The following is a 22,431-nucleotide window of genomic DNA, read 5'->3' as shown; positions in this document are numbered from 1 at the left end:
CGAAAACGGGAATACTTTTTTCCTTCAACCAAACTTTCTTAAATATTTCCAGAGGCTACTGACAAACGGTTGTCACAAGGGGCGGGTAGATTTGTCTAAATCATTCACCAATAACCCCAACACTTATGGAAACCATGATCCCCAACCCCACCACCGCCCCGGTGATTTCGTCCCAAGACTTGCTGAAACACTGGCAGGCGCACCGCGGGCTCACGCGCAGAGTCATTGACGCGTTCCCAGAGAAAGAGCTGTTTGAGTTCTCTATTGGCGGCATGCGGCCCTTTAGCAAGATGGTGTATGAACTGCTGGCCATTGCCGCGCCGGGCGTAAAGGAAATTGCCACCGGCACGTCTGAGGAACTCAAGGAAGACCTAAGCCAGGCCACCACCAAAGACAAGATTCTGGCTCTCTGGGACGAAGCCACTGCTGCCATTGATCAGTATTGGGCTCTCATACCCGACGAGAAATTCCAAGAGAAGATCATGGCGTTTGGGCAGTATGAAGGCACGGTCATTTCCAGTGTGCTATATTACATTGACAATGAGATCCATCACCGCGGCCAGGGGTATGTGTATTTGCGCGCGCTAGGCGTGGAGCCACCCAACTTCTGGGAGAGATAAGACCATGCGGACCGTGCTCGTAATCAAGACATCGGTTCAGACGAGCAGCGGCGTGAAACAGGTGGCGCCGCTGCTGAACCAACTGCTGCGCTCCCGCGCTGATCGTTGGAACTTTGACCTTCAGGACTGCGACCACATTCTGAGGGTGGAGGCCCAGGCCGTGACGCCATCTGTAGTGATTGACCGCCTCCAGAAAGCCGGTTTCATGTGCGCAGAACTAGAAGATTAAGTGCTTGTTTACATTTGTATTTTGCGCTGCAAAAAGGCATCCAAAGAACCTGACTTAGCGGTTGAGTCGCACCATAGCGTTGCTATGCTGCTCAAAAAATGCTTCGCCAGAACCTGTCGCTACCTGTTTTCGCCTACAAAATCAAAATGTAAACAAGCACTTAGCTTTTTTTTGCCTCGGCGGGCGCCGAATTTTACAGTTGAATTAAGAAAAAACAGGCTCGGGTTGGAGGTGGAGGGCCGCCTGCACCCGGGCTATGATTTCGCTTACTTGGTGTTTCAGGCTTTCGGGTTCTAGAATCTGGGCGCAGTCGCCAAACATGAGAAACCACCTGGCAAAGCCTTCGCATTGATCCTCGGTCATGAACGTCATCTCCACGTACTCACTTTCTATTCTCTCAGACACAAACCCGTAATACGTGCGGCTGGTCTGGATGAACTTGCTGAACGATTTCTCCACGCGCAGCACCACTTTCACTTTCTCTCTTGGTGCTTTAGGCTTTCGGTAATCTGCCAGCGGGCCGTGCTCGCGGGTGAACGGTTTGTCTGTGAGTTTAATCTGCAGCATGCGGTCTGTCCGGAACTGGCGGTACTCCTGGCGCAGGTGGCAATAGCCCATAATGTACCAGAAGTTGTTTTCATGGAACAGGCCCACGGGCTCAATCCGGCGCTCAGTGGTGGCCTCAGAACTGAAGGCTTGGTACTGCAGGGCCACTTGTTTTTTATCGGCCATGCTGTCCAGGAGCACATCCAGGGCGTGGGGTGTGTCTTTGTTGAACACCGGCGCTGCCGCGTCTACCCAAATCTGCGATTCCAGGGCGGCCACGCGGTCTTTGGCACTTCCACGCAACACAGATTTCACCTTGTACATGGCACTCTCAAAATGCGCGCCCAGGGCTTTGTCGGTGAATTTCTGCATGAGTTTGGCGGCGGCCACAAAACTACCGGCCTCTTCCTGCGTGAACATAACCGGCGGCAACCTATAGCCCTCCAGCAGAGAATAGCCCACGCCGGCCTCGCCGGTCACCGGCACGCCTGAGGCCTCCAAAGACCTGATATCTCTATAAATAGTGCGCAAACTTACCTGAAACCTATCTGCCAGGTCCTGGGCCTTCACGGTGCGGCTGCTCTGCAGGTGCTGCAGGAGGGCCACAATGCGGTCAAAACGGTTGAGCGGTTCAGTGGTGTCCATGGCGTGCGGGTTTGGGTACTTAAAGCTACTGAAAATCAGGTTGGGCTGCGCCGATGCGCGGGAAAATTTAGGGCTGGATTTCCGTTTTTGCCTTCATTTCTGAAAATGAGCCCCAAAACGCCAACTCCTTGAGGCGGTGTCCGTTTCTGTTAGTCCAACCTCTAATTCAGAAAACTATGGAAGAAGAAACCACCTTGCTCAAAGATTATTCAGACCAGGAAAAAGGTGCTTATATGGGCGCGTTGGCCACCATTGCCTCGGCAGACGGCAACGTGACCGAACAAGAGATTGCTTTCTTACGCGTATTAGGCGAGGCCGCCGAGTTGCCCGAGAACCTGCAGGAAGAAGTGGCCTCCATCGCTAAAAATCCCTCACAGATTAGTTTGCAGCGGTGCTTGGATGTGCTCAAGACCAGCCCTCTGCGGTTCTCCTTCGTGACAGACATCATCAGCTTCGCGAAGTTAGACGGCCAGTACACCCCAGAAGAACAACAGCGCATTAGTGAGGTGAGCCAGTATTTGGGCATTGACCAGAAGCAGTTCAGCATCTTAGACCAGTTTGTAGACAAGGCCAACCAAGCGCAGGAGCAAGGCGAAGACCCTACCTCGCAGTCTTTCCTGAGCAAAAGCGGCTTCGGTGACATGTTCAAGAACTCGGGTATTTCGCCGGGTATGGTGACGGGTATGCTGGGTATTCTGGCTCCTATTGTAATCAGCGGCATGATGAACCGGCGCGGCCGGGGCACGGGCGGCGGTATGATGGGCGGCATGGGCGGTGGCCTGGGCGGACTTTTAGGCGGAATGCTAGGTGGCGGCATGATGGGCGGTGGCATGGGCCGCGGCGGCCTGTTCGGGGGCGGACGCATGGGTGGCCTGGGCTCCATGGCCTCCATCTTGGGCAGCCTCAGCGGACGCGGCGGCTACGGAAGAGGAATGGGCGGCGGTGGTTTAGGCGGTCTGTTAGGCGGAATTTTAGGCGGTGGAAAACGCGGCGGCTCTGGCTGGTAACTAGCTGTTTAGATAGATTTAAAGCTTCCCGTTTTTGGCTTCGTTTTTAGAAATGAGCCCAAAAACGGGAAGCTTTTTATTTTAGAGAGTACATTTTCTCTGCCGCAAGTTTAGCGCGAGCGTAACTTGTGGCTTTTAACTTGGTAAGTCTATTGACTTACGTAAGTTTATAAACTTACATCATGAACAACCACAAGTTACGCTTGCGCTAAACTTGCGGCAGTGAAGGAGAAATAATAAAGAAAAATCTGCAAAAGCAATCATCCCCTAACCCTCTTCAAAGGGAAACGAAATGCGTCAAAAAATTCACTTACCCCTGCAGTGAACCATACAAAAACGGCGGGTGGGCGAAGGCAGCGCCGTGGCGGGCTATGATGGCCTCAATTTCATAGTTGATTTCTTCGCGTATCTTCATGTATTCTTCCCACTCAATGGTGTTGATGAAGTAGAAGATCCTGATGTCTTTGGAGTGCGGGCCTAAGCGGTAAAACCGCACTTGTCCGTCTTCATTGGTGCGCGGGTGGTGGTCAATGTAGGCCTGAATTTCCTGGCAGACGGCGCGCATCTGCTCTGGGGTGGTGGCGTAGGTGAGCATGACCTCAAACGTAACCCGCCGGAAAGTACGCAAGGTGAGGTTGTCCAGCGGTTTGTCAATCATGCTTTTGTTGGGAAGCGTAACATAGCTTTTCTCAATGGTGCGAATGCGCGTGCTCCGGAAACCTATTTTCTCAATAGTGCCCGTAATCTCGCCTACCTGCACCAGATCTCCTACCACAAAAGGATGATCCAAAAAGATTGTGAACGAAGCCAGCAAGTTCTCAAGGCTTTCTTTGGCGGCAAACGCCAGCGCCAGACCGCCCACGCCCAGACCCGCCACCAAACCGGCCACGTTCACATGAAACACCGTGCCCAGAATCACGAAGAAGCCAATAATCACTACTATCACCTTGGTGAAATCCACGAAGAACGGCACCAGTTGGTCGTCTAACTTAGAGAGGGTCTTGGCCGCGCGCTTGGAGAAGAACATCCCGAAGAAGTCTAGCAGGCGCATGACTACCCATGTAATGGAGCTGATCAGGAAAATGCCGTAGATGCGCTGCAGAATGCGTTTCAGGCCAATCTCGTCTTTGGCTGGCAAGCCCAACTGTTCTGGGTAGGTGAGCTGGTCAAATGCTATGTAAAAGAATACCAGGAAACTGAGGAACTCCAACGGGGTCACCAGCAGACGCTTGAACTCTTCTTTGGTCACGTCTTTGGAGAACCGCTTGACCACCACACTGAACAGAATCTCAGACAGCAGTTTAGACACCACCGTCTTGAACAGAAAACCGGCCAGCATGATCCCCAGAAAAACTAGGAACTGCTGCATGGTGTTGCTCAGAAACTCAAGCCGTAAGAAATCTGCTACCTGTTCTTTCATGCCACAAGAGAAAATATCAAGTTGGGAGATGCAACCTTTGGGAATGCCGCCGGGTCATCTGTAAAAAAGGAAACCGTTATGATGAAACGCAAAACTATCTCTTTTCTGGCAATGCTGGGCTTGTTTCTGTCTTTCACCGCCTGCCAGATTCCGGCCACCCCAGAAGAAGCCTCGGAGGGCAAAGGCCTTTCCACCGACGGCCAATGGCTGTCTTATAGTGAAACCCAATGCGCCGACCCCTGGGGCTACTGCAACAAAACCCCAGATAAACGGGTCTGCGTGCGCGAATACGTAGAGAACAACGGCTACACCGTGCAGGAAATTTCTGTTACAGAACCCAAAGACGGCTATGGCACCTGCCTGGCCTGCACCTGCCCCAGCGGCCGCGTGTTCAAAGTGAAAGTGGCCGAGCAAGACGTAGCCAAACTCCTGGCCGTGGGCTTCAAGAAAGTGTAGTTGGCTTTCAGCCGAAAGTGAATGCCCATGATGGGTTTCATTTAGGAAAAACCGCGTTGAGATTTAATCTTTCCACGCGGCTTTTTTTCAAATAGTTTTCACGGTTGTTTTCCCCTGTTGTCATCTTGGAAAGATCTTGTGGGCAAGCTAGAAAAGCAGGAATTCAATGCTATCTCTGTTCACCGCCAAGCTCCTTTCAGGATGACAAAAGAGAGGAACGCGTAAGAATTTGGTAGTTGAATATTAAAATAAGAACTAACAAAAACAGCCTTCGTTTTCGTGCTCATTTCTGAAATTGAGCCCGAAAACGGAAGATTTGCTTTACACCCATTAAAATTACAGCAACTGGCTCAGGGCAATCTCAAAGGAAGTCTTGGCGATCTCCGTTTTCTGCGGGTTCTTGGCGTGGCTTTTCTCCAGGGCGGTTCTGATGGTGCGGGAGATGTCTGAGAAAATGGCGTCATCGGTGATTTCCACGTCCTGTTCCATCAAATACGCGAACACGCGGGCCATGCCGCAATTGGCCACAAAGTCCGGAATCACGCTCACCTGCTGGTCGGCAAACTCGCCCGTAGCCCCGAAGAAGATTTCTGGGTCTTTGAACGGTACGTTGGCACCGCAGGAAATCACCTCCAAGCCCTTGTTGCGCATGCGCTCCACCTGGTCTGTGGTCACCAACCTTGAGGCCGCCGCCGGAATGAAAATCTCCGCCTGTACGTCCCAGATTTGAGTATTCACCTCGTCAAACGAAAGCAAATTATCAGCGGTCAAGGCGTTGCCAACGCGGTTGAGGAATAGGTTCGTGATTTCTTCCAGGGTAAAACCTTCGGCGTTGATTAAACCCCCGGCCCGGTCAATGATGCCTACCACGTGCGCACCCTCGGCGGCCAGATAAAACGCAGCGGCAGCGCCCACGTTGCCCCAACCCTGAATGATGGCCCGTTTGCCTTTTAAGTTACCGCCCCAAATGTCATAATAATGCGCCACCGCTTTGGCCACGCCGTAGCCCGTGATCATGTCGGCCACGGTGTATTTGCGTGCCAAGGACGGCGAGTAGTTGGCATCTTCCAGTACTTTGCTCACGCCCTGGCGCAGTTGGCCTATCTTGTTGATTTTCTGCGGTTCAGTGGCTTTGTAGTGGCCGGTGACCACACCTTCCTGCGGGTGCCACAGGCCGTATTCCTCGGTGATGGGAATCACTTCATGAATTTCGTCCACGTTCAAATCGCCGCCGGTGCCGTAATAATTTTTTAGCAGCGGATAGACCACGCGGTACCAGCGCTCCAGCACGCCTTGCTTGCGCGGGTCTGCCGGGTCAAAGTTAATCCCTGACTTCGCGCCGCCAATGGCCGGGCCCGAGACGGTGAATTTCACTTCCATGGTTTTGGCCAGTGATTCTACCTCGCGCTTGTCCAGGCCCTTGCGCATGCGCGTGCCGCCGCCGGCCGCCCCGCCGCGCAGGGAGTTGATGACCACCCAACCTTCGGCCTCTGTTTCAGAATCTTTCCACTCAAATACAATCTCCGGGCGTTTGTTCTCAAATTTGGCGAGCAGGTCTTTCATAACTGGGGTGGGGTTTGGTGATGCGCTGCAAAGGTATAACAAACAACTGTTTGTTGCAGGTTTGCCGCCGGAAAGGTTTGTCTTATGAAAAGTGTGGTTTTGGCTCTATTTGGAATATGAAGCCCGAAAACGGAATTCTTTTACGGTCATTCTAAGCGCTCTTAAGGCGAGAGCCTAACGTCATCCTGAGCTTGTAGAAGAATCTAACGAAGATTATTGCTTTCTTCTTCTTGACGTTCAGAGGTGTACAAGCATTTTTCCTTCGCCGTTATTGGTGTTATCACCAACGACCCAATCTGCGGTTATAGAAGCTTTTGTGCACGCCATTTGCCTCCCTTCCAATCCGCCGTTTCATCCTGAGTTTCACAAGACGGCTCTTTCCATAGCCTGCCTCCGAGCGCTCACGGCCGCGAGGCCCCGCCTTCCCCTCTCGCGCTGTACCAGCTTCCTGGCGCCTTCGGCACCCGCCTGCCTGCGACGGAACCTGCTTAGGCGCTCAATAGAAAGGCTGGAAAAGGTGACCACCCCCAACCCCTCCTAAAACAGGAGGGGAGCCTTACTGTAAATTGCGTTTTCGGGCTCTGGATTAAAAATGGAGGCGAAACTGGAATTCGGTTGCAGGTTGTAGAGACCAGGCACCGCCTTGTCTCCCACGCATGGCTCTCTTTTGCCTTCGCATTCCAGAGAACTCCCCTCCTGTCCTAGGAGGGGCTGGGGGTGGTCTCAAAAGACCTCATACTGTCTCCATGACCTAGGTTTGTCTCCATTAATTCCTGTTTTCGCCTCCATTTGCAAAACAGAGCCCGAAAACGCTAGTACCAGTAGATGGCGCCGCCGCAGTTGTCATGGCGGGCGCCGGTCACGCTTTTGAGGCAGTTGGTTTCCTGGCGCCAGCGGAGTACGCCCAGAAATGCGAAGATCAGGGCTTCCTTGAAATTGACCAGTTCGGGTTTTGGGACTACTACTTCAAAGTTGGGGCCCAGGTAATGCCTGATTTGCTCCACCAGAAAAGAGTTGAACGCGCCGCCGCCGGTGAGCAGCACTTTGCCTTGCTTCTGGGCGGCGTGCTGCTGAATGGCCTGGGCAATCTGGTAGCCCATGTGGTGGCAGGCCGTGTGCAGTTTGACTTGCACGGTGGCTTTTGACTCTTGCAGGGTGCGCAGGCTGTGTTCATCGGCCCACTCTTTGCCGATGGATTTGGGGAAAGGCGCTGAGAAATAGGCGGGGCCGTTGAGTTGGTCAAACAAAGTCTGGTCAAACTGACCGCCTCGGGCGTTGTCGCCGTTCTTGTCATAGGGCAGGCCCAGTTCCTCGGCTAGGGGGTTGAGGAGCATGTTGCAGCAGGAAATGTCAAAGGCCACGCGCTTGTCTGCACCTTCTTGTGAGATGTTGGAGATACCGCCCAGGTTCAGGCAGAAATCATACTCAGAGAATAAAAGTCTATCTCCGATAGGCACTAAGGGCGCGCCTTGTCCGCCCAGGGCAATATCTAGCGTTCTGAAATCAGAGACGGTGGGCAGACCGGCGGCAGCGGCCAGGTATGCGCCGCTGCCCACCTGGAACGTGATGTGCAGTTGCGGCTGGTGGAAGATGGTATGCCCGTGCGAGGCCACAAAATCTACTTGCAGATTATGGCGGTCTGTGAAGGCTTTCACCAGTTCGCCCAGATAGTGCCCGTAGGCCCGGTCAGTGGCAATTAACTCCACAGCGCTGACCTCGGTGAGGCCCGCCAGACGCTGTTCCCATATATCTGAATATGGAACTGTTTCAGTATTAAGTATTTTATATATCCAATTCCCTTCATTATACGTAAATCTGCAATAAGCCAGATCCACTCCGTCCAGCGAAGTGCCAGACATTACGCCTATAACATGGTAAGTAGCCATGCGTTAAAGATAACGTAATGTTCCGGTAAGTCGCAAAGAAAGGGGTGGCCGGCGGGTTTAAAGGGCGCGGGCGGCGCGCCTCATGTAGTACAGATTTTAGCGTGTCCTTATGAAAAGTTTATTATCCAGAGTGGAATCTAAGAAGATAGATAAGGCGGCGTCCATGCTCAAGGTATTGGCGCACCCTAAAAGGTTGGCCATCGTGGATCTTCTGGGTAAGGAAGATAAAATGACCGTGACGGAGATTTATCAGTATTTAGATCTGCCTCAAGCCATTGCGTCACAGCATTTGATCACGCTGAAAGACAAGGGCGTGCTCTCGTCTTTCAAGGTGGGCACCAAAATCTATTATTCCCTCTCCATCCCCAAGCTGATTGATGTGATAGACTGTCTGGAAGAGTGCTGCGGCGATCTGTAGTCCTGTTCTTTTATTGCAACGCGTCAATACACATCAAACGAGTATCCCCCAGAACCGTTTCCGGCCTATAGTAAAGGGCTAGAAACGGTTTTTACTTTTGGCGGGCATGTTGTAGCAAATCTTTTAACGCTACAATTTTCCGTTTTCGGGCTCATTTCTGAAAATGAAGCCGAAAACAGGCATTGCTTTGGATGGATTAGTCCTTGTATTTCAATACCAGCACCGCCGGAACGGGTCGTTGGTTGCCGTTGTCTGAGGGTTTGATTGTGTCTTTTCCTTTGATATACAACGCACTAGAGCCACCGCCGTCCAGGTTCAGGGCTTCGTGGCAACCCAGGCTCACCATCAATTGCGCCAATTGGTCCAGACTCGCACCTTCGGCAATACCTTTGTTACGGCCTTCCACCATTAAAATGATGAACTTGTTGTCTGGCGTGTAGCCCATGACCGTGCGCGGGTGCGGCCCTCTGAACCCAGCGCCGCCGCGCATTTCCTCTTCGGCGGTGATATGTTCGTTGCCGTTCTGCACCAGTACCGGACCGCCGCCTACGGCCACGCGCGGTTTCCAGCGTTTCATGCCTTTTACCGTTTTGGGCGATGGTTCTGGGACAGCGCCATCGGCTGCGCGGGTTTTATAAGGCGCGGCCAATTCCATGGTTTTCTTTTTCTTGCCCACGTTGTAGGCCCAGGCCACATCTGCTTTTCGGTTCCTGAAAAACCCGATGGCGCCGGTGGTAGGGTAGAAGGTGAGCGTGTCCTGGCCCTTCGGGTTTTTGCGTTTGACGGGAGCCTGAGCGGCCAGCACTTTGCCGTCATTGATGACCAAATTCAAGTTGCTGTTATCTGCGAAGGAGAAAAACGTGGTGTTCACCGTGGCCAGCACATTGCCCGGTTCCTGCTCAAAATATTGCTTGGGGGTGTAGCGCTTGCCATTGCCCACACGAGTAAGTACTTCCAGCTTAGGGTCTTTGAGGTCAGCGATCAGGTAATAGGCTTTGAACGGCTTGCCACCCAGGGAGTCTGTGGTCACAAAAACCTGCACAGAAGCGGGCAAGCCTTGCTGATGTTCTGTAGAAGGTTTCCAGGTGACTTGTGCCGAAGCGGAAAATACAGTTAGGGTTGCGAGACAGAGGAACAGCAGCTTTTTCATGCTGCCAAGATAGCTGGTTCTTGAAATTATTTATGAAGTTGGTGTTATTGATTTTCAATGATAGGAGGAAGGGTCAATGGAATTTCCGTTTTCAGGCTCGTTTCCAGAAATGAAGCCGAAAATGGGGATGGATTGTCTCATGGTTACGCATTCCTGAGCACTTAGGGACAGGGCTTGACCTGTCCGCACGCATTCCTGATCATGGCGTTCCTGGCCCACACATTACTGAGGGCGCTTTCTGCTTTGTTGTATAGTAAACCAACTGCTACGGCCACCGTTTAGGACAGGTCAAGCCCTGTCCCTACGTGCTCAGGAATGCGTAAATCAGCGAACGAGTTTAAAAAAAAGAGGCATCCATTGCGGAATGCCTCTCAAATATCAATTCGAATTAAAAATCTTAGGCGTGCGCCTCAGCAGACTGCTTTTCCAGGTCAAACAAATCGGTGAGCACGTCAATCAGGGTTTCGGCCTCCCCGCGTTTGCAGGCGGCTTTAAGTTGGAGTACGGGCAGTTTGATGATTTTCTGCATCATGGACTTGGTGATGTCATCCATGTGCTTGGCTTCCTCGGCGGAGAGTTTCTTCATGTAGCGGGCCATCTCTTCCTGCCGAATGCTTTCTAAGGCGTTCTTCAGTTTCTGGATAGTGGGCGACACGTTCATCTCTTTGCTCCAGTCCTCAAACGAGGCGATGGACTCAGAGATAATCTGCTTTACCTGCGGCACGGCTTCAATGCGGCGTTGCAGGGCTTCAGAGGCTTTGTTTTGGATGGTATCAATATTATAGACCAGCACACCCGGAATCTGCTCAATATCTGGCTCCACGCTGCGGGGTACGCTCAGGTCAATGAAGAACTTGTAGGTGAGTACGTTCAGGCGACTCACCATCTCTTTGGTGAAGAACGGCTGGTCGCGGGCCACGGAGGAAATCACCACATCGGCTTCTTTCAGGGCTTCTACCAGTTCCTCAAAAGGTACCACGTCCAGGCCGCATTCATCGGCTAAGATTTGGGCTTTGGCTTGGGTGCGGTTAGAGATTTTAACGTGGGTGTAGTCTGAGTCTTTCAAGTGACGGCAGACATCGGCCCCAATTTCGCCCAGGCCTACCACTAAGATTTTTGGCTCGGCAATATCGGCAACCAGGCTGTCTACCAGTTCCAGAGCGGCGTAAGACGTAGAGGCGGCGCCGTCTCTGAAGGCGGTTTCCTGTACTACGCGCTTGTTGGTGAAGAAAATGGTGTGCAGCAAACGGTGCAGAAAAGGGCCGGCGGCCTCAGAGTCCACGGCCCACTGGTAAGCCTGTTTCACCTGGTTAGAGATCTGCATGTCGCCTACCACCTGCGCATCTAGGCCCATGGCCACGTTGAACAGGTGCTGCACCGCGTCTTGGTGCTCATTGATGATGGTGAAATAGTCCAGGTATTGGGCAATGTTGGTCATGCCCTTGGTGATACCCAACAGTTTCACTATCTCATGGCTGTAGTCAGCGTCTGAGGTATAATAAACTTCCGTGCGGTTGCACGTAGAGAGTACGAGGAGGTCAGTTGCCTGAATGAAACCCTTTAACGTCTGCAGAAACTGCCGACAGGAATTTTCATCTAAAGCAATTAGCTCTCTTATGTCTAAGGGAGCCTTTTTATAAGAAAGACTGACGGCTCTAAAGTTGTGAAGCATACGGCAGTTTTAAACTAGCTTGCAAAATTACGCTTGTATCATGTAAAAAAGAAGGATGTCGCCTCTTTTGTTTTATTTATTCGCATTCTAAATTAATCAGAAACCCAGTTTACTGCGTTATCTTAGCCGAGCGGCCCCAAAGGCATACTGAAAGGGCGTTTGCGTTAGTAGTGTACATGATTCCAAAATCCATCTATTCTAAAAAGTCACGGCTCAAGCTCCTCATCATTGTGGTGGCGCTGGTGATTGGCGGCGCCACCGTGATTTATACCAACTTACTGGTGGCCAAGCTCTCTGAGCGCGAGCAGCAGCTCATTGACCTCTACGCCAAGGGTCTTCGGTACATGGGCAACGCCGAAATTGACTCAGACAACCTGGTCTTTGTGCAGGAGGAAATCATTGACGCCAACCGGTCGGTGCCCGTGATTCTCACCGATGAACAGGAGAACGTGCTCGCCTATAAGAACCTCACCATCCCAGAAAAAATTTCAGAAACGCGCAAAAAAGCCCTGCTTCAGCGCGAGGTGGCCAAGATGAAAACCCAGCACAAGCCCATTGTGGTGGCCTACCAAGACGATTTCAGGAATTATATTTTCTACAAAGACTCTGAGTTGCTCACCCAGTTGCGCTATTACCCTTATGTGCAGCTCACCGTCATTGCCTGCCTTTCTTTGATTGCCTACTACGCGTTCAGTTATTCGCGGAAGGCCGAGCAGAACCGCGTATGGGTGGGTCTGGCCAAAGAAACCGCCCACCAGCTGGGCACGCCGCTTTCGTCCTTGATGGCGTGGTACGAATACCTGAAGGCCAGCCCCCGTTTTGAGAACGAACCCATTGTGGAGGAACTTGGCAAAGACGTGCGTCGGCTGGAAATCATCACCGAACGGTTCTCCAACATCGGGTCTGTGCCGGTGCTCAAAGACGAGCCGCTGCTGCGCGTGGTAGAAAACGCCATCGGTTACCTGCGCAACCGCGTCTCGCAGAAAGTGGCGTTTTACGTGGAGACCGAATTTGACCCCGAGACTACCGCCAAAGTGAACATCCCGCTGTTTGAATGGGTGATTGAGAACATCTGCAAAAACGCCGTAGACGCCATGGAAGGGAAGGGCAGCATCACGCTCAGGCTCACCAAGTCCAACACCAAAGGCGCCATTGCCCTGGATATTCAAGACACCGGCAAAGGCATTCCCAAATCAAAGCAGGAGGAAGTCTTCTTACCCGGCTATACCACCAAAAAACGCGGCTGGGGTTTGGGCTTAGCTTTGGCAAGGCGCATTATTGAGAACTACCACCAAGGCAGATTGTACGTGCGAGCTTCTGAGGTAGGGAAGGGGACTACGTTCAGGTTGGTGTTGAATAAGTAATTCGCGTTTTTGGGCTCGTTTTGAGAAATGAAGCTGAAAACGGAAGGGCATTTCAGGTAAATGTAGGGGCGTATTGCATACGCCCGATGGCGCTGGCGGCCTTCATGTACCTTGCTCAGCGATAAGGCCGAAAAGGATAAAGCAGAATAGTTAAGCAATGCGCAGGGCGTATGCGATATGCCCCTACAACCTAATTTTTGTGGTGAACTAAAAAACAATCTTGTGTTGGAGCCTTTGCTATCAGGCTCAGTTCTCTGTTTTGGGGCTCGTTTTGAGAAATGAAGCCAAAAACGCAATTAGCGGAAGAGGTTTCTGAGGCGCTGTTTCATGCCGTAATAAGAGTACCAAGGATATATCGCAACCAGACCGCCAAGTCTTCCTTGTAAACCTTCAATCCTAAAGGCTTCAGACACCATCGCTATCTGAATGGGCTGCTTCTCCATAAGTTCTGAAAGCCGGTGCCGCTGCGTTTTAAATCCTATAGCCGAAATCACCAGCCATTGTTTTTCCTGCGGAATTGATTTGGGAATTGGAATAGCAAAACGCCCTTCAGCATCTGCCTGGGTTTCCAGTGAATCATTGAGCCTGACAGTAATCACTGTCTTTTGGCCAGGAGCCTGAGCCAAAACCATTCCGCTCACATATTGGCTGTTAGGAACCGAAGTGGCGAGGGACGCTGAAAAATTTCTGGAGGGGAGTAGTTCAATGTCTTCTTTGAGTGGCTTTTGTTGCTGCGCCGCGGCTGATTTCGCGGTGAAAAAAGATACAGCCCCAATCAATAAAGCGCGAAAGGCCCACGTTTTGGGTTTTCCCCAGGTCTGGGATAGGCCTCGGTTTAATTGGGAATCATGAAATTTCCCGCAGGTCTCGCCTTTTTGCGCAGAAAGCCATTTCACTACCTCCGCATCAGACTTTTCCGTAAAGTCCACCACGGTTTTCTGGCAACTTCCGCAGAATCTTCCCTGCTGCACAGGCGTCATGGTCTGCCAATTTTCTTGGCAAGGTTTGGGGACGGTGACAGTAAGGCGGCTTTTGAACACAGTTTCTGTTTTGGGGCTCGTTTTGGGAAATGAAGGCAAAAACGGGTTTAGCGAAATAAATTTTTCAGCTTTTGAAAAAAACCTTTGGGTGAAGGAGGATTGCCAAAACCTGTTACTATCACTTCCCCTATAATCATACGGTTGTCAACTTGCATGGAGATAATTGGATATGCTTGCTTTTGCAAATCAACTAATCTTTTTTCCTGAGGTATTAAGCCGATATAAGCAAAAACCACCACTTGTTCCTGCAGTGGTAGGTTCTTAGGTATAGCAAGTTCAAAGCGCCCGTTTTTGTCAGTGGCTGTGGCTATATCGGTGCCTTTTAGCATGACGGTCACGCCGGGAAGATTGTCTTTGGAGCCTAGTTTCTGCACCACGCCTTTGAGCAGCCTGGGGTTAGTGGAGGGAACAGGAGCTAACGTAGGAAGTTCTTTCATGGGCGCTGCCGGAACTACTGGCTGAACCGGCAGTTCATGCACGTATTTATGAATTTCTTTCTGAGCCTGTGCGGGTTCTACCTGTAACCAAGCTACTAAGCTGAATAAGGCCGTTGACCAGGTAAATGATTTGGTTCTATTAGAAACCGGGCGCAAGTTTTTATCAATCTGGTCTTTTCTAAACCGGCCACAAGTGCGGTCAGTTGCTTTAGAAAGCCAAGCCACCACTTCCCCATCGGTCATTTTAGTAAAGTCCACCACGGTGGTGGCGCAGGAATGGCAGAAGCGGCCTTGTGCATCGGGAGTCATCAAAGACCAGGGAGCAGCACAAGGTTTGGGGACAGAAATTGTAAGGCGTTGGCGGCGCATAGGCGGGGAGCTTTGTCTAAATATACGCAGGTTTGGCCGCTTTCAGAATATTTTCCTTAACTTTTCCCCCTGAATTTCTATAGCCTGTCAATCTGTGATCTTAAAAAACTTACTTCGCCGTAAAAGCTTAAACGCTGTTCTGCATACCCCGCCCATGGATGTGGCCACGCACCCGGGCACCGTGGAAGAAGGCCTGGAGCGTAACCTGTCGGTGCGCGATCTGACCTCTCTGGGCATTGCCGCCATTATTGGGGCCGGTATTTTCAGCACCATTGGCAACGCCAGTTATGAAGGCGGACCGGCGGTGTCTATGCTGTTTGTGTTCACGGCTATTGCCTGCGCGTTTTCGGCGCTGTGCTACGCGCAGTTCGCGGCTACCATACCGGCCAGCGGTTCTGCCTATACCTATGCATACACGTCCTTCGGTGAACTGGCGGCCTGGATTATTGGCTGGGCCCTGATTATGGAATACACGGTGGGAAACATTGTGGTGGCCATTTCGTGGAGCGATTATTTCACCGGGCTGATGTCTGGCATTGGGTGGGACATACCGGTCTGGCTCACCATGGGCACGCAGAGCGCCTACAAAGGCTATCAGGAAGTGCTGGCGTTGCTGCAGGCCGGGAAACCGCTCTCGGCGGCAGACCCGGTGCAGTTGGAAGCTTACAAAACTTGGTTGGCGGCGCCGGATTTCCTGGGCGGGAAACTGGTAGTAGACTTGCCCGCGTTCATGATCAATGCGGTCATTACCACGCTGGTGTACATAGGAATCAAAGAATCTAAGAACGCTTCTAACATCTTAGTGATTCTGAAAATGATTGTGGTGTTGGTAGTGATTGCCGTGGGCATTTTCTACATAAACCCCGACAACTGGAGTCCGTTTGCGCCCAACGGTGTGGGTGGCGTATTGAAAGGAGTGAGTGCGGTATTTTTCGCCTACATCGGGTTTGACGCCATCAGTACCACTGCCGAGGAATGCAAGAACCCGCAGCGCGATTTACCCCGCGCCATGATTTACGCCTTGATTATCTGCACCATTTTATACGTGATTATCACGCTGGTTTTAACCGGAATGGTGCCTTACAATGAACTGGGCGTGGGTGACCCGTTGGCGTTTGTGTTTACCAAAGTGGGAGTAGATTGGTTGGCCGGTGTGGTAGCGGTAAGTGCTATTTTTGCCATGGCCTCGGTACTGTTGGTGTTCCAGATTGGGCAACCGCGCATCTGGATGACCATGTCTAGAGATGGTTTGTTGCCGCCGGTGTTCGCCAAAGTACACCCGCGGTTCAGAACGCCTTCGTTCTCTACCTTGGTGACTGGTTTCTTCGTGGGCGTGCCTGCGCTGCTGCTGAACATGGACTTGGTGATTGACCTGACCAGCATTGGTACCTTGTTTGCGTTTGCGCTGGTGTGCGGCGGAATCCTGATTATTGACCCACACGGCACCTCTGAGGCCCGCTTTAAAGTGCCTTACCTCAACGGAAGAATCTGGGTGCCGTTGATTTTGCTGACCGCAGGCGTGTTGGTGATGCTCTACAACCGCGAAGCCATTGACGCTTTCTGGAGCGCCGTGGGCTGGAGCGGAGGCTATGACGAATTCCGCCATCAGATTCCAATGCTGGTTTTCCTGATTTCCTGCGTGCTGTTGACCTATGCTTCAGTGAATAACAGACTGTCGTTGCTGCCGGTTTTAGGCTTGCTCACTAACCTTTATTTAATGACCCAGCTGGGCGTGAACAACTGGATTCTCTTCACCATCTGGCTGCTGATTGGCTTGGCTATTTATTTCGGGTATAGCTATAAAAACAGCAAATTGGCTACGCGGGCACAGGCCTAAAAGTTTGGATTGTGGAAAACCTGCGGCTTGTACGGTGATTTATAAAAAAGGTTTGCGCGGGTAACAATTATTTTGCTCTGATGTCGTAATTTTAGAGCATTATCTACGCTTTAACCCGCGCCGCTTTGCTAGAGAAAGAAATTCAAGGAAGTCACCTGCATCTCACCTATCGGCGAGACATGGAAATCCTGTTTCTGCGCTGGACCAAACCCGTAGATTCTATGCTGCTCCGCAAAAGCTACCTGGAAGCACTGGAGTTTGCCTATGACTTAGGCGTGAGCCTCTGGCTGTTTGACCTGCGCGGACGCGGCGGTGCCTCTGAGGAAGACGAAGCCTGGATTCTGAAAGAGTTTTTCCCGGCCGCCGAGCAGCGCCTGGGGCACGGCAATTACGTGGCTTACCTGATTTCGCCCAACCATTACCAGCACGTGCAGGAACACGTAGGCCTAGATTTTCTAGCCGACTACAGCGAGCGCACCAAAATAAAGATTTTCATGTCTGAATCTGACGGCATAGATTGGCTTAGTTCGTTCAAAACCGTGCAGATTCCCAAGAAATAGCTAGCCTGCCTTTTCCGTTTTCGGCTTCATTTTCAGAAACGAGGCCAAAAACGCACCATCCGCTTTCAGCGCCAAAAGTATCCCAGAAATTCTACAGGAAGCAAAGCAATTATTTAGCGCGGTTCACCAGCAACACGCCAGCCAGAATAATAGCCATTCCCACGTAATGCATCAGGTGAATGCTCTCCCCATCGGCCACGCCCCAGATTAAGGCCACAATGGGCATTAAATAGGTAGACGTACTGGCGAAGAGCGTGTTGGTCATGTGAATCAGCTTGTTGTAAAACACTAGCCCAATGGCCGTGCTGAACACCGCCAGCAGCGTGATATAGCCCAGCGCTTCCCAGGCTGCCGGGTGCGTCTGCAACTTCTCCACTGCTTCTGTTGAAAATAAATACGCCAACGCAAAAGGCCCCACCGTGAGCATGGCTAAACTGGCCATGGTCAACGGTTTTATGCCCGCCAACTTGTGTTTGATGATGTTGAGGCTTCCGCCGTAGAGCACCGTGGCAAGTACCACGTACAGCCCGTAAAAAGAATTAGAAGACGTTTCTTGCGCGCTGCCCGAAAAAATCAATACCGCCGTTCCGCCAATCCCAATCAAAATGCCTAACACCCGCAATGCCGTAATGCGCTGCTGGAAGAAAATGGCCCCAATCACCAGTGTGAACAACGCCGTGAGCGAATTCAGCACGCCCGCCAGTCCGCTGGCCAGTTTGGTCTCTGCGTACGCGAACAGAAATGCCGGTGCCAGATTGCCAATCACGCCACTGATGATTAAGAACTTCCATTGGCCCGGCTGCGGTGCTTTCAACCCTTTCAAGGCAAACGGAAGCAACGCCAGCATGGCAATGGAAATCCGCAGCGCGCCCAGTTCATTAGACGAAAACACTTCCAGCCCCTTCTTAATCAAGATAAAAGACGTTCCCCAGATTAAAGAAAGGCCCACCAGAATAACCCAGGCCAAAGCTGGCGTAGAAGCTGTATTTTCTTGTAGGGCGGGCGATGGATTTTCTTGGGACACAGGTTTCTAAGCGAGGCGAAGTTTATAGGAGGCGCAAAGATAGCAGAAGGATTTCCGTTTTAGGCCCCGTTTCTGGAAATGAAGCCGAAAACGGCCTTTGGCTGAGACACTCGTAGGAGCTGCGCACACTACGAGGTCTTTTGAGCTAGTGGATTTTTGTATTTTGTACTGTAGAGACCGGGCACCGCCTTGTCTCCCGCGCATTCAAACGTTACATGATAGCACGCATTTCGTCCCCCTTTGAAGGGGGTAGGGGGATGATTCTCGTGCTGATTTTTATTCCCGAGAATCATTCTGTGGCGCGGAAGTTACTTCCGTGACTTAAAATAATAACGTTGAGTCACAGAAATAACTTCCGCGTCATAAATTAGGCAGATTTTATTCCCGAGAATCATTCCTGCTTGTTTCATTTCTCTAGCTGATGGTTCTTCAACCGCCCTTGTCATCCCCCAACCCCCTTCAAAGGGGGACGAAATGCGTGCGAATTCATCACACAAAAAATCCCGTTTTCGGCTTCATTTCTCAAAACGAGGCCAAAAACGGGAATGCAGAAAAGCTCCCCTCTCCGTGGGAGAGGGGCTGGGGGTGAGGTTCTATATCTCCGCGTATTCCATGGAGTTGGCAATCTCGTCTAAGATGGCGTAAATCTCGGCAGGGTCTTCGGTCTGCACCAGGCGGGTGCGGTAGGTTTTCACGTTGGGCAGGCCTCTGAAATAGTTGGCGTAGTGGCGGCGCATCTCAAAGATACCTAGGCGCAGGCCTTTCCACTCCAAACTTTTGTCAAAGTGCATTTTGCACATGTCAATGCGTTCCTGTAGTGTGGGCGGGGCCAACAATTCGCCGGTCTGCATGTAGTGCTTGATTTCCCTGAAAATCCAGGGGTAACCAATGGAGGCGCGGCCAATCATGATGCCGTCCACACCGAACTGCTCTTTATAAGCCACCGCTTTCTCGGGTGTGTCAATGTCACCGTTCCCGAAGATGGGGATATTGATGCGCGGGTTTTCCTTGATTTTCCGGATTAAGGTCCAGTCGGCTTCGCCTTTGTACATCTGCACGCGGGTGCGGCCGTGTACGGTGAGCGCTTTTATGCCGATGTCCTGCAGACGCTCGGCTACTTCCTCCACGTTTTTGGTGGAATCGTCCCAACCCAAGCGGGTTTTCACGGTCACGGGCAAGCCCGATGGTTCTACTGCTTTCACAATGGCTGCCGTCATGGCCACCATCTTGGGAATATCACGCAAGAGGGCCGCGCCGGCGCCTTTGCAGGCTACGTTTTTTACCGGGCAGCCGTAGTTGATGTCAATTAAATCAGGGCCAACTTCCGAGGAAATGACCGCAGACTCGCGCATAGACTCAATCTCAGACCCGAAAATCTGAATACCGATAGGCTGTTCGTAATCAAAAATATCTAGCTTCTGACGGCTCTTGGCGGCGTTCCGGATTAGGCCTTCAGAAGAAATAAACTCAGTATACATTAAGTCGGCGCCGTTGGCCTTGCAGACCGCCCTGAACGGCGGGTCGCTGACGTCCTCCATAGGGGCCAGAAGAAGCGGGAAGGCCGGAAGCTCCAGATTGCCAATTTTTACCACGTGATGCTGTTTAGAAAATTCGCGTAAATTTACCTCTTTAAAACCACATCGCCTATATGAAAGGTTTCATCTCGCCGCGTCTGCACCCGTTTGTTTCCCTAATGCTGCTCACGGGCTTTGTGATGGCGGGCATGCTGATAGGGATGTTTCTGGCCACAGTGGCCCTGAAACTGGGATTTGGCTACGGCTTGCAGCAGATTACCGAGGTGATGCAAACCCCGCTAGACTACCCAGACGGGCGACAAGCATTATTGGTGTATCAAGCCATCACGCATTTTGTAGGCTTCACAGTCGGCCCGGCGGCGTTTCTGTATTTCAACGCACATTACCCGGTAGATTATTTGTCGCCCAGGCCGTCTGTGCCGGTGGTTTTGCTCTTGGCGAGTGCCGTGCTGATTGTTTTAATTATGCCCGCCAATTCATGGTTAATTGATTGGAACGCCAACGTTAAATTCCCGGAGTTTTTGCAGGCTTTTGAAAAAGAGGCCAAGGAAACCGAGGAACGCCTGAAAGTACTCACCCAATACCTGACCAAGTTTGACTCAGTGGGGGCTATGTTGCTGGGTGTGCTGATAGTGGCCATTATTCCGGCAATTGGCGAGGAACTGTTGTTCAGGGGCGTGGTGCAGCAGGAATTGATTAGGTGGTTCCGAAATCCGCACGTGGGCATCTGGCTAGCTGCGTTTCTGTTTGGGGCCATCCATTTCCAGTTCTACGGCTTCTTCCCGCGCATGATTCTGGGTGTGGTGCTGGGTTATCTGTATTTCTGGTCGAAGAACATTTGGGTGCCCATTGCGGGCCATTTCATGAACAACGGCTTCACGGTTTTCATTCTGTACCTGCAACAGCGAGGCAGCATTCAGCTGGACATTGAATCTACCGAGGCCTCGCCGTGGTATCTGTCTTTGGTTTCCCTGGTCATCAGTTTGGCTGTCATGTTCGGTCTGCATAAAGCCTTCAGGCGGTTGCCGATGCCAGAAAAAGAACCGGAACAAAGCTGGTTTTAGCTTCATTTCCGTAAACAAGCCCGAAAACGGGAATTTAAGTGGTTAGTTGTCAGCAATGCTAAATATGATAAAGATTCAAAATAGAACCGGTGATAGTTTGGCTTTCCTTGAAAAAGTGGAGCAGATTATCCTCGATAGGGTTTTGCTTTGGACACCTGATGAACTCTACATCACTTGTATTGACAACTGGTTCGACTCTAAATGGCTAGGGTTTTCGGGCACAATAATGCATGAAATCTCAATACGTCAGTTAGTTGAAGTAACTCTACCGCCATTCAACCCAAACCGCGTAGTTGGAAGTGACCTTTATCTAAATGAAGGAAAACATTATATAAGAAATGAAATAAAGCGCCCGCTTCACATTTATCAGAACAGCACCAGTAACCTAAAAAGGAAAATCACTGACTTTTCCAAAAACGGCTTATTCATCTGGTACAGTGGCAACTCTGAACCAAATGGTACTGGAAGCATAATGGGATATCTAGTGCAAGCGGACAATATATTTACCTTTTACTTAACGCTTTCAAGCGCTTTAGACTGGGGCGTAAAAAAAGCTGTTGGTTTGACAGCTGAAGAGGCAAATTCAATATTAAGGATAACAACCAACAACGTTAAAAAAGCTCAACCGGCAATTCATTTAAAAATTAGTTGTTAGAATCAATAGTCACTAACTGAAAATTAACAACGAAAAACTACCACCACCCCACCACATGGAGCAAACCAAGAAACCACTTAACAATCTACAGCAACGCGTGCTGGCCGGGGCCATTGGTGGCGTGGCTTTCGTGGGGGCTATCTACTTCAGTGAGTGGACGTTCTTTCTGCTGTTCCTGTTGCTCACCGTGCTGGGTTTGCTGGAGTTTTACCGGTTGCTGGCTGCCAAAGGGTTTCAACCGAACCGCGCCATTGGGGTGCTGCTAGGCTCGGGGCTGTACGTGCTGGGCTTTTTCGTGAAACGCGGTGACCTGAGTAATGACTGGTTGTTTATCCTTCCGCCGGTGATGCTGCTTGTGCTGGTTGCCGAATTGTACAGAAGAAAAGATGCGCCGTTCACCAACGTGGCCTTGACGCTGGTGGGCGTTTTTTACATTGCCGCGCCGTTTACGCTTCTGCACGCACTGGCTTTTCTGCCAGACAGATACAGCTGGCAAATTATTCTGGGCGTTATGTTCCTGATTTGGTCTTCAGACACGGGGGCGTACGCAGCGGGCAAAACCTTTGGGAAAAATAAATTATTTCCGCGTATTTCGCCCGGCAAAACCTGGGAAGGCTGGGTAGGCGGTGTGGTGCTGTCTTTGGGCGTGGCCTGGCTCCTGGCCCAATACTACACAGACCTGCCGCTGGAACATTGGCTGGGCGTGGCCGTACTGGTATCCATATTCGGGGTGTTGGGAGACCTGGTGGAGTCAATGCTGAAACGAAGTCTGGACGTGAAGGACTCAGGGACTCTTATTCCCGGGCACGGCGGTATTCTGGACCGGTTTGACAGCTTGATTCTGGTGATTCCCTTCCTGGTTGCCTTTCTGGAACTAGTCAAGCGTTGAAACTTCTTTTTAATAAAGAATCCTTTTCTAGCTTTGTTTTAGAAA

The 22,431-nt window shown here is 51.3% G+C and carries 21 protein-coding genes; 11 read left to right on the top strand and 10 right to left on the bottom strand.

All coding sequences use genetic code 11. The features are described from left to right. Window positions 1-125 precede the first annotated feature (125 nt). Entirely contained in the window at window positions 126-620 is a 495-nt protein-coding gene (locus IMY23_RS12600; RefSeq protein WP_192822425.1) for a DinB family protein, read from the top strand. Between the two features lie 4 nt (window positions 621-624). Then, on the top strand, window positions 625-849 hold the full coding sequence (locus tag IMY23_RS12595) for a hypothetical protein (protein WP_192822424.1): 225 nt from the start codon (window positions 625-627) through the stop codon (window positions 847-849). Window positions 850-1,053: 204 nt separating this feature from the next. On the opposite strand, the gene IMY23_RS12590 is transcribed toward IMY23_RS12595, so the two are convergent. Then, window positions 1,054-2,040: a YafY family protein gene (locus IMY23_RS12590; protein ID WP_192822423.1), complete on the bottom strand. Its 987-nt coding sequence runs from the start codon at window positions 2,038-2,040 to the stop codon at window positions 1,054-1,056. Window positions 2,041-2,216: 176 nt separating this feature from the next. Between IMY23_RS12590 and IMY23_RS20205 the strand changes: the two genes are divergently transcribed. Further along, window positions 2,217-3,047, top strand: coding sequence for a TerB family tellurite resistance protein (locus tag IMY23_RS20205; protein ID WP_192822422.1), 831 nt, complete (start codon window positions 2,217-2,219; stop codon window positions 3,045-3,047). A gap of 310 nt (window positions 3,048-3,357) precedes the next feature. Here the strand turns inward: IMY23_RS20205 and IMY23_RS12580 are convergent, their stop codons facing one another. Beyond that, window positions 3,358-4,467, bottom strand: a complete 1,110-nt coding sequence (locus tag IMY23_RS12580) for a mechanosensitive ion channel family protein (protein WP_192822421.1) — start codon at window positions 4,465-4,467, stop codon at window positions 3,358-3,360. A gap of 78 nt (window positions 4,468-4,545) precedes the next feature. Here IMY23_RS12580 and IMY23_RS12575 point away from each other — a divergent pair, with 78 nt between their 5' ends. Continuing rightward, window positions 4,546-4,923, top strand: a complete 378-nt coding sequence (locus tag IMY23_RS12575) for a hypothetical protein (protein WP_192822420.1) — start codon at window positions 4,546-4,548, stop codon at window positions 4,921-4,923. Between the two features lie 336 nt (window positions 4,924-5,259). On the opposite strand, the gene IMY23_RS12570 is transcribed toward IMY23_RS12575, so the two are convergent. Both IMY23_RS12570 and IMY23_RS12565 read right to left on the bottom strand, forming a co-directional pair. After that, a complete protein-coding gene (locus IMY23_RS12570; RefSeq protein ID WP_192822419.1) occupies window positions 5,260-6,486 on the bottom strand; it encodes a Glu/Leu/Phe/Val dehydrogenase dimerization domain-containing protein in 1,227 nt (408 codons plus the stop codon). Window positions 6,487-7,298: 812 nt separating this feature from the next. After that, window positions 7,299-8,372, bottom strand: a complete 1,074-nt coding sequence (locus tag IMY23_RS12565) for an anhydro-N-acetylmuramic acid kinase (RefSeq protein ID WP_192822418.1) — start codon at window positions 8,370-8,372, stop codon at window positions 7,299-7,301. Between the two features lie 109 nt (window positions 8,373-8,481). On the opposite strand from IMY23_RS12565, the gene IMY23_RS12560 reads away from it, so the two are divergent. Next, window positions 8,482-8,790, top strand: a complete 309-nt coding sequence (locus IMY23_RS12560; RefSeq protein ID WP_066830613.1) for a helix-turn-helix transcriptional regulator — start codon at window positions 8,482-8,484, stop codon at window positions 8,788-8,790. Window positions 8,791-8,986: 196 nt separating this feature from the next. Here IMY23_RS12560 and IMY23_RS12555 read toward each other — a convergent pair whose 3' ends face one another. Continuing rightward, window positions 8,987-9,940, bottom strand: coding sequence for a phosphodiester glycosidase family protein (locus IMY23_RS12555; protein ID WP_192822417.1), 954 nt, complete (start codon window positions 9,938-9,940; stop codon window positions 8,987-8,989). A gap of 397 nt (window positions 9,941-10,337) precedes the next feature. Then, window positions 10,338-11,612, bottom strand: coding sequence for a glutamyl-tRNA reductase (gene hemA / locus IMY23_RS12550; protein WP_192822416.1), 1,275 nt, complete (start codon window positions 11,610-11,612; stop codon window positions 10,338-10,340). A 176-nt stretch (window positions 11,613-11,788) separates the two neighbouring features. On the opposite strand from hemA, the gene IMY23_RS12545 reads away from it, so the two are divergent. After that, window positions 11,789-12,976, top strand: coding sequence for a HAMP domain-containing sensor histidine kinase (locus IMY23_RS12545; protein ID WP_192822415.1), 1,188 nt, complete (start codon window positions 11,789-11,791; stop codon window positions 12,974-12,976). 296 nt (window positions 12,977-13,272) lie between these two features. Here the strand turns inward: IMY23_RS12545 and IMY23_RS12540 are convergent, their stop codons facing one another. Then, window positions 13,273-13,908, bottom strand: coding sequence for a hypothetical protein (locus tag IMY23_RS12540; RefSeq protein ID WP_192822414.1), 636 nt, complete (start codon window positions 13,906-13,908; stop codon window positions 13,273-13,275). 155 nt (window positions 13,909-14,063) lie between these two features. Continuing rightward, window positions 14,064-14,714, bottom strand: a complete 651-nt coding sequence (locus tag IMY23_RS20330) for a carboxypeptidase-like regulatory domain-containing protein (RefSeq protein WP_192822413.1) — start codon at window positions 14,712-14,714, stop codon at window positions 14,064-14,066. 262 nt (window positions 14,715-14,976) lie between these two features. On the opposite strand from IMY23_RS20330, the gene IMY23_RS12530 reads away from it, so the two are divergent. Together IMY23_RS12530 and IMY23_RS12525 are read left to right on the top strand one after the other, a co-directional pair. Continuing rightward, window positions 14,977-16,659, top strand: a complete 1,683-nt coding sequence (locus IMY23_RS12530; RefSeq protein ID WP_192823769.1) for an amino acid permease — start codon at window positions 14,977-14,979, stop codon at window positions 16,657-16,659. Between the two features lie 125 nt (window positions 16,660-16,784). Further along, the gene (locus tag IMY23_RS12525; protein ID WP_192822412.1) at window positions 16,785-17,219 is read left to right on the top strand and encodes a hypothetical protein; all 435 of its coding nucleotides are present in this window, start codon (window positions 16,785-16,787) and stop codon (window positions 17,217-17,219) included. 109 nt (window positions 17,220-17,328) lie between these two features. Here the strand turns inward: IMY23_RS12525 and IMY23_RS12520 are convergent, their stop codons facing one another. Together IMY23_RS12520 and dusB are read right to left on the bottom strand one after the other, a co-directional pair. Next, complete coding sequence (locus IMY23_RS12520) at window positions 17,329-18,243, bottom strand: DMT family transporter (RefSeq protein ID WP_370589849.1); 915 nt, start codon at window positions 18,241-18,243, stop codon at window positions 17,329-17,331. A 593-nt stretch (window positions 18,244-18,836) separates the two neighbouring features. Continuing rightward, the gene (gene dusB / locus IMY23_RS12515) at window positions 18,837-19,835 is read right to left on the bottom strand and encodes a tRNA dihydrouridine synthase DusB (RefSeq protein ID WP_192822411.1); all 999 of its coding nucleotides are present in this window, start codon (window positions 19,833-19,835) and stop codon (window positions 18,837-18,839) included. Window positions 19,836-19,891: 56 nt separating this feature from the next. Here dusB and IMY23_RS12510 point away from each other — a divergent pair, with 56 nt between their 5' ends. The 3 genes from IMY23_RS12510 (at window position 19,892) to IMY23_RS12500 (ending at window position 22,386) form a co-directional block, all read left to right on the top strand. Next, on the top strand, window positions 19,892-20,842 hold the full coding sequence (locus IMY23_RS12510) for a CPBP family intramembrane glutamic endopeptidase (RefSeq protein WP_192822410.1): 951 nt from the start codon (window positions 19,892-19,894) through the stop codon (window positions 20,840-20,842). Window positions 20,843-20,906: 64 nt separating this feature from the next. Further along, complete coding sequence (locus IMY23_RS12505) at window positions 20,907-21,497, top strand: hypothetical protein (protein WP_192822409.1); 591 nt, start codon at window positions 20,907-20,909, stop codon at window positions 21,495-21,497. Window positions 21,498-21,552: 55 nt separating this feature from the next. Next, window positions 21,553-22,386 (top strand): phosphatidate cytidylyltransferase, encoded by an 834-nt coding sequence (locus tag IMY23_RS12500; RefSeq protein WP_225986497.1) that lies wholly within the window; start codon window positions 21,553-21,555, stop codon window positions 22,384-22,386. The last annotated feature ends 45 nt before the right edge of the window (window positions 22,387-22,431 follow it).

It is taken from the genome of Rufibacter sp. LB8, from assembly GCF_014876185.1.
Lineage (GTDB): Bacteria > Bacteroidota > Bacteroidia > Cytophagales > Hymenobacteraceae > Nibribacter.
Note: the sequence above shows the minus strand (reverse complement) of the source record. Positions and strands in the feature narration are given on the sequence as shown.

Bases quoted from the DNA above. Each gene is read 5' to 3' on its own strand.
- IMY23_RS12600 (WP_192822425.1), top strand. From the start codon at position 126: ATGGAAACCATGATCCCCAACCCCACCACCGCCCCGGTGATTTCGTCC.
- IMY23_RS12595 (WP_192822424.1), top strand. From the start codon at position 625: ATGCGGACCGTGCTCGTAATCAAGACATCGGTTCAGACGAGCAGCGGC.
- IMY23_RS12590 (WP_192822423.1), bottom strand. From the start codon at position 2,040: ATGGACACCACTGAACCGCTCAACCGTTTTGACCGCATTGTGGCCCTC.
- IMY23_RS20205 (WP_192822422.1), top strand. From the start codon at position 2,217: ATGGAAGAAGAAACCACCTTGCTCAAAGATTATTCAGACCAGGAAAAA.
- IMY23_RS12580 (WP_192822421.1), bottom strand. From the start codon at position 4,467: ATGAAAGAACAGGTAGCAGATTTCTTACGGCTTGAGTTTCTGAGCAAC.
- IMY23_RS12575 (WP_192822420.1), top strand. From the start codon at position 4,546: ATGATGAAACGCAAAACTATCTCTTTTCTGGCAATGCTGGGCTTGTTT.
- IMY23_RS12570 (WP_192822419.1), bottom strand. From the start codon at position 6,486: ATGAAAGACCTGCTCGCCAAATTTGAGAACAAACGCCCGGAGATTGTA.
- IMY23_RS12565 (WP_192822418.1), bottom strand. From the start codon at position 8,372: ATGGCTACTTACCATGTTATAGGCGTAATGTCTGGCACTTCGCTGGAC.
- IMY23_RS12560 (WP_066830613.1), top strand. From the start codon at position 8,482: ATGAAAAGTTTATTATCCAGAGTGGAATCTAAGAAGATAGATAAGGCG.
- IMY23_RS12555 (WP_192822417.1), bottom strand. From the start codon at position 9,940: ATGAAAAAGCTGCTGTTCCTCTGTCTCGCAACCCTAACTGTATTTTCC.
- hemA (WP_192822416.1), bottom strand. From the start codon at position 11,612: ATGCTTCACAACTTTAGAGCCGTCAGTCTTTCTTATAAAAAGGCTCCC.
- IMY23_RS12545 (WP_192822415.1), top strand. From the start codon at position 11,789: ATGATTCCAAAATCCATCTATTCTAAAAAGTCACGGCTCAAGCTCCTC.
- IMY23_RS12530 (WP_192823769.1), top strand. From the start codon at position 14,977: ATGGATGTGGCCACGCACCCGGGCACCGTGGAAGAAGGCCTGGAGCGT.
- IMY23_RS12510 (WP_192822410.1), top strand. From the start codon at position 19,892: ATGAAAGGTTTCATCTCGCCGCGTCTGCACCCGTTTGTTTCCCTAATG.
- IMY23_RS12505 (WP_192822409.1), top strand. From the start codon at position 20,907: ATGATAAAGATTCAAAATAGAACCGGTGATAGTTTGGCTTTCCTTGAA.
- IMY23_RS12500 (WP_225986497.1), top strand. From the start codon at position 21,553: ATGGAGCAAACCAAGAAACCACTTAACAATCTACAGCAACGCGTGCTG.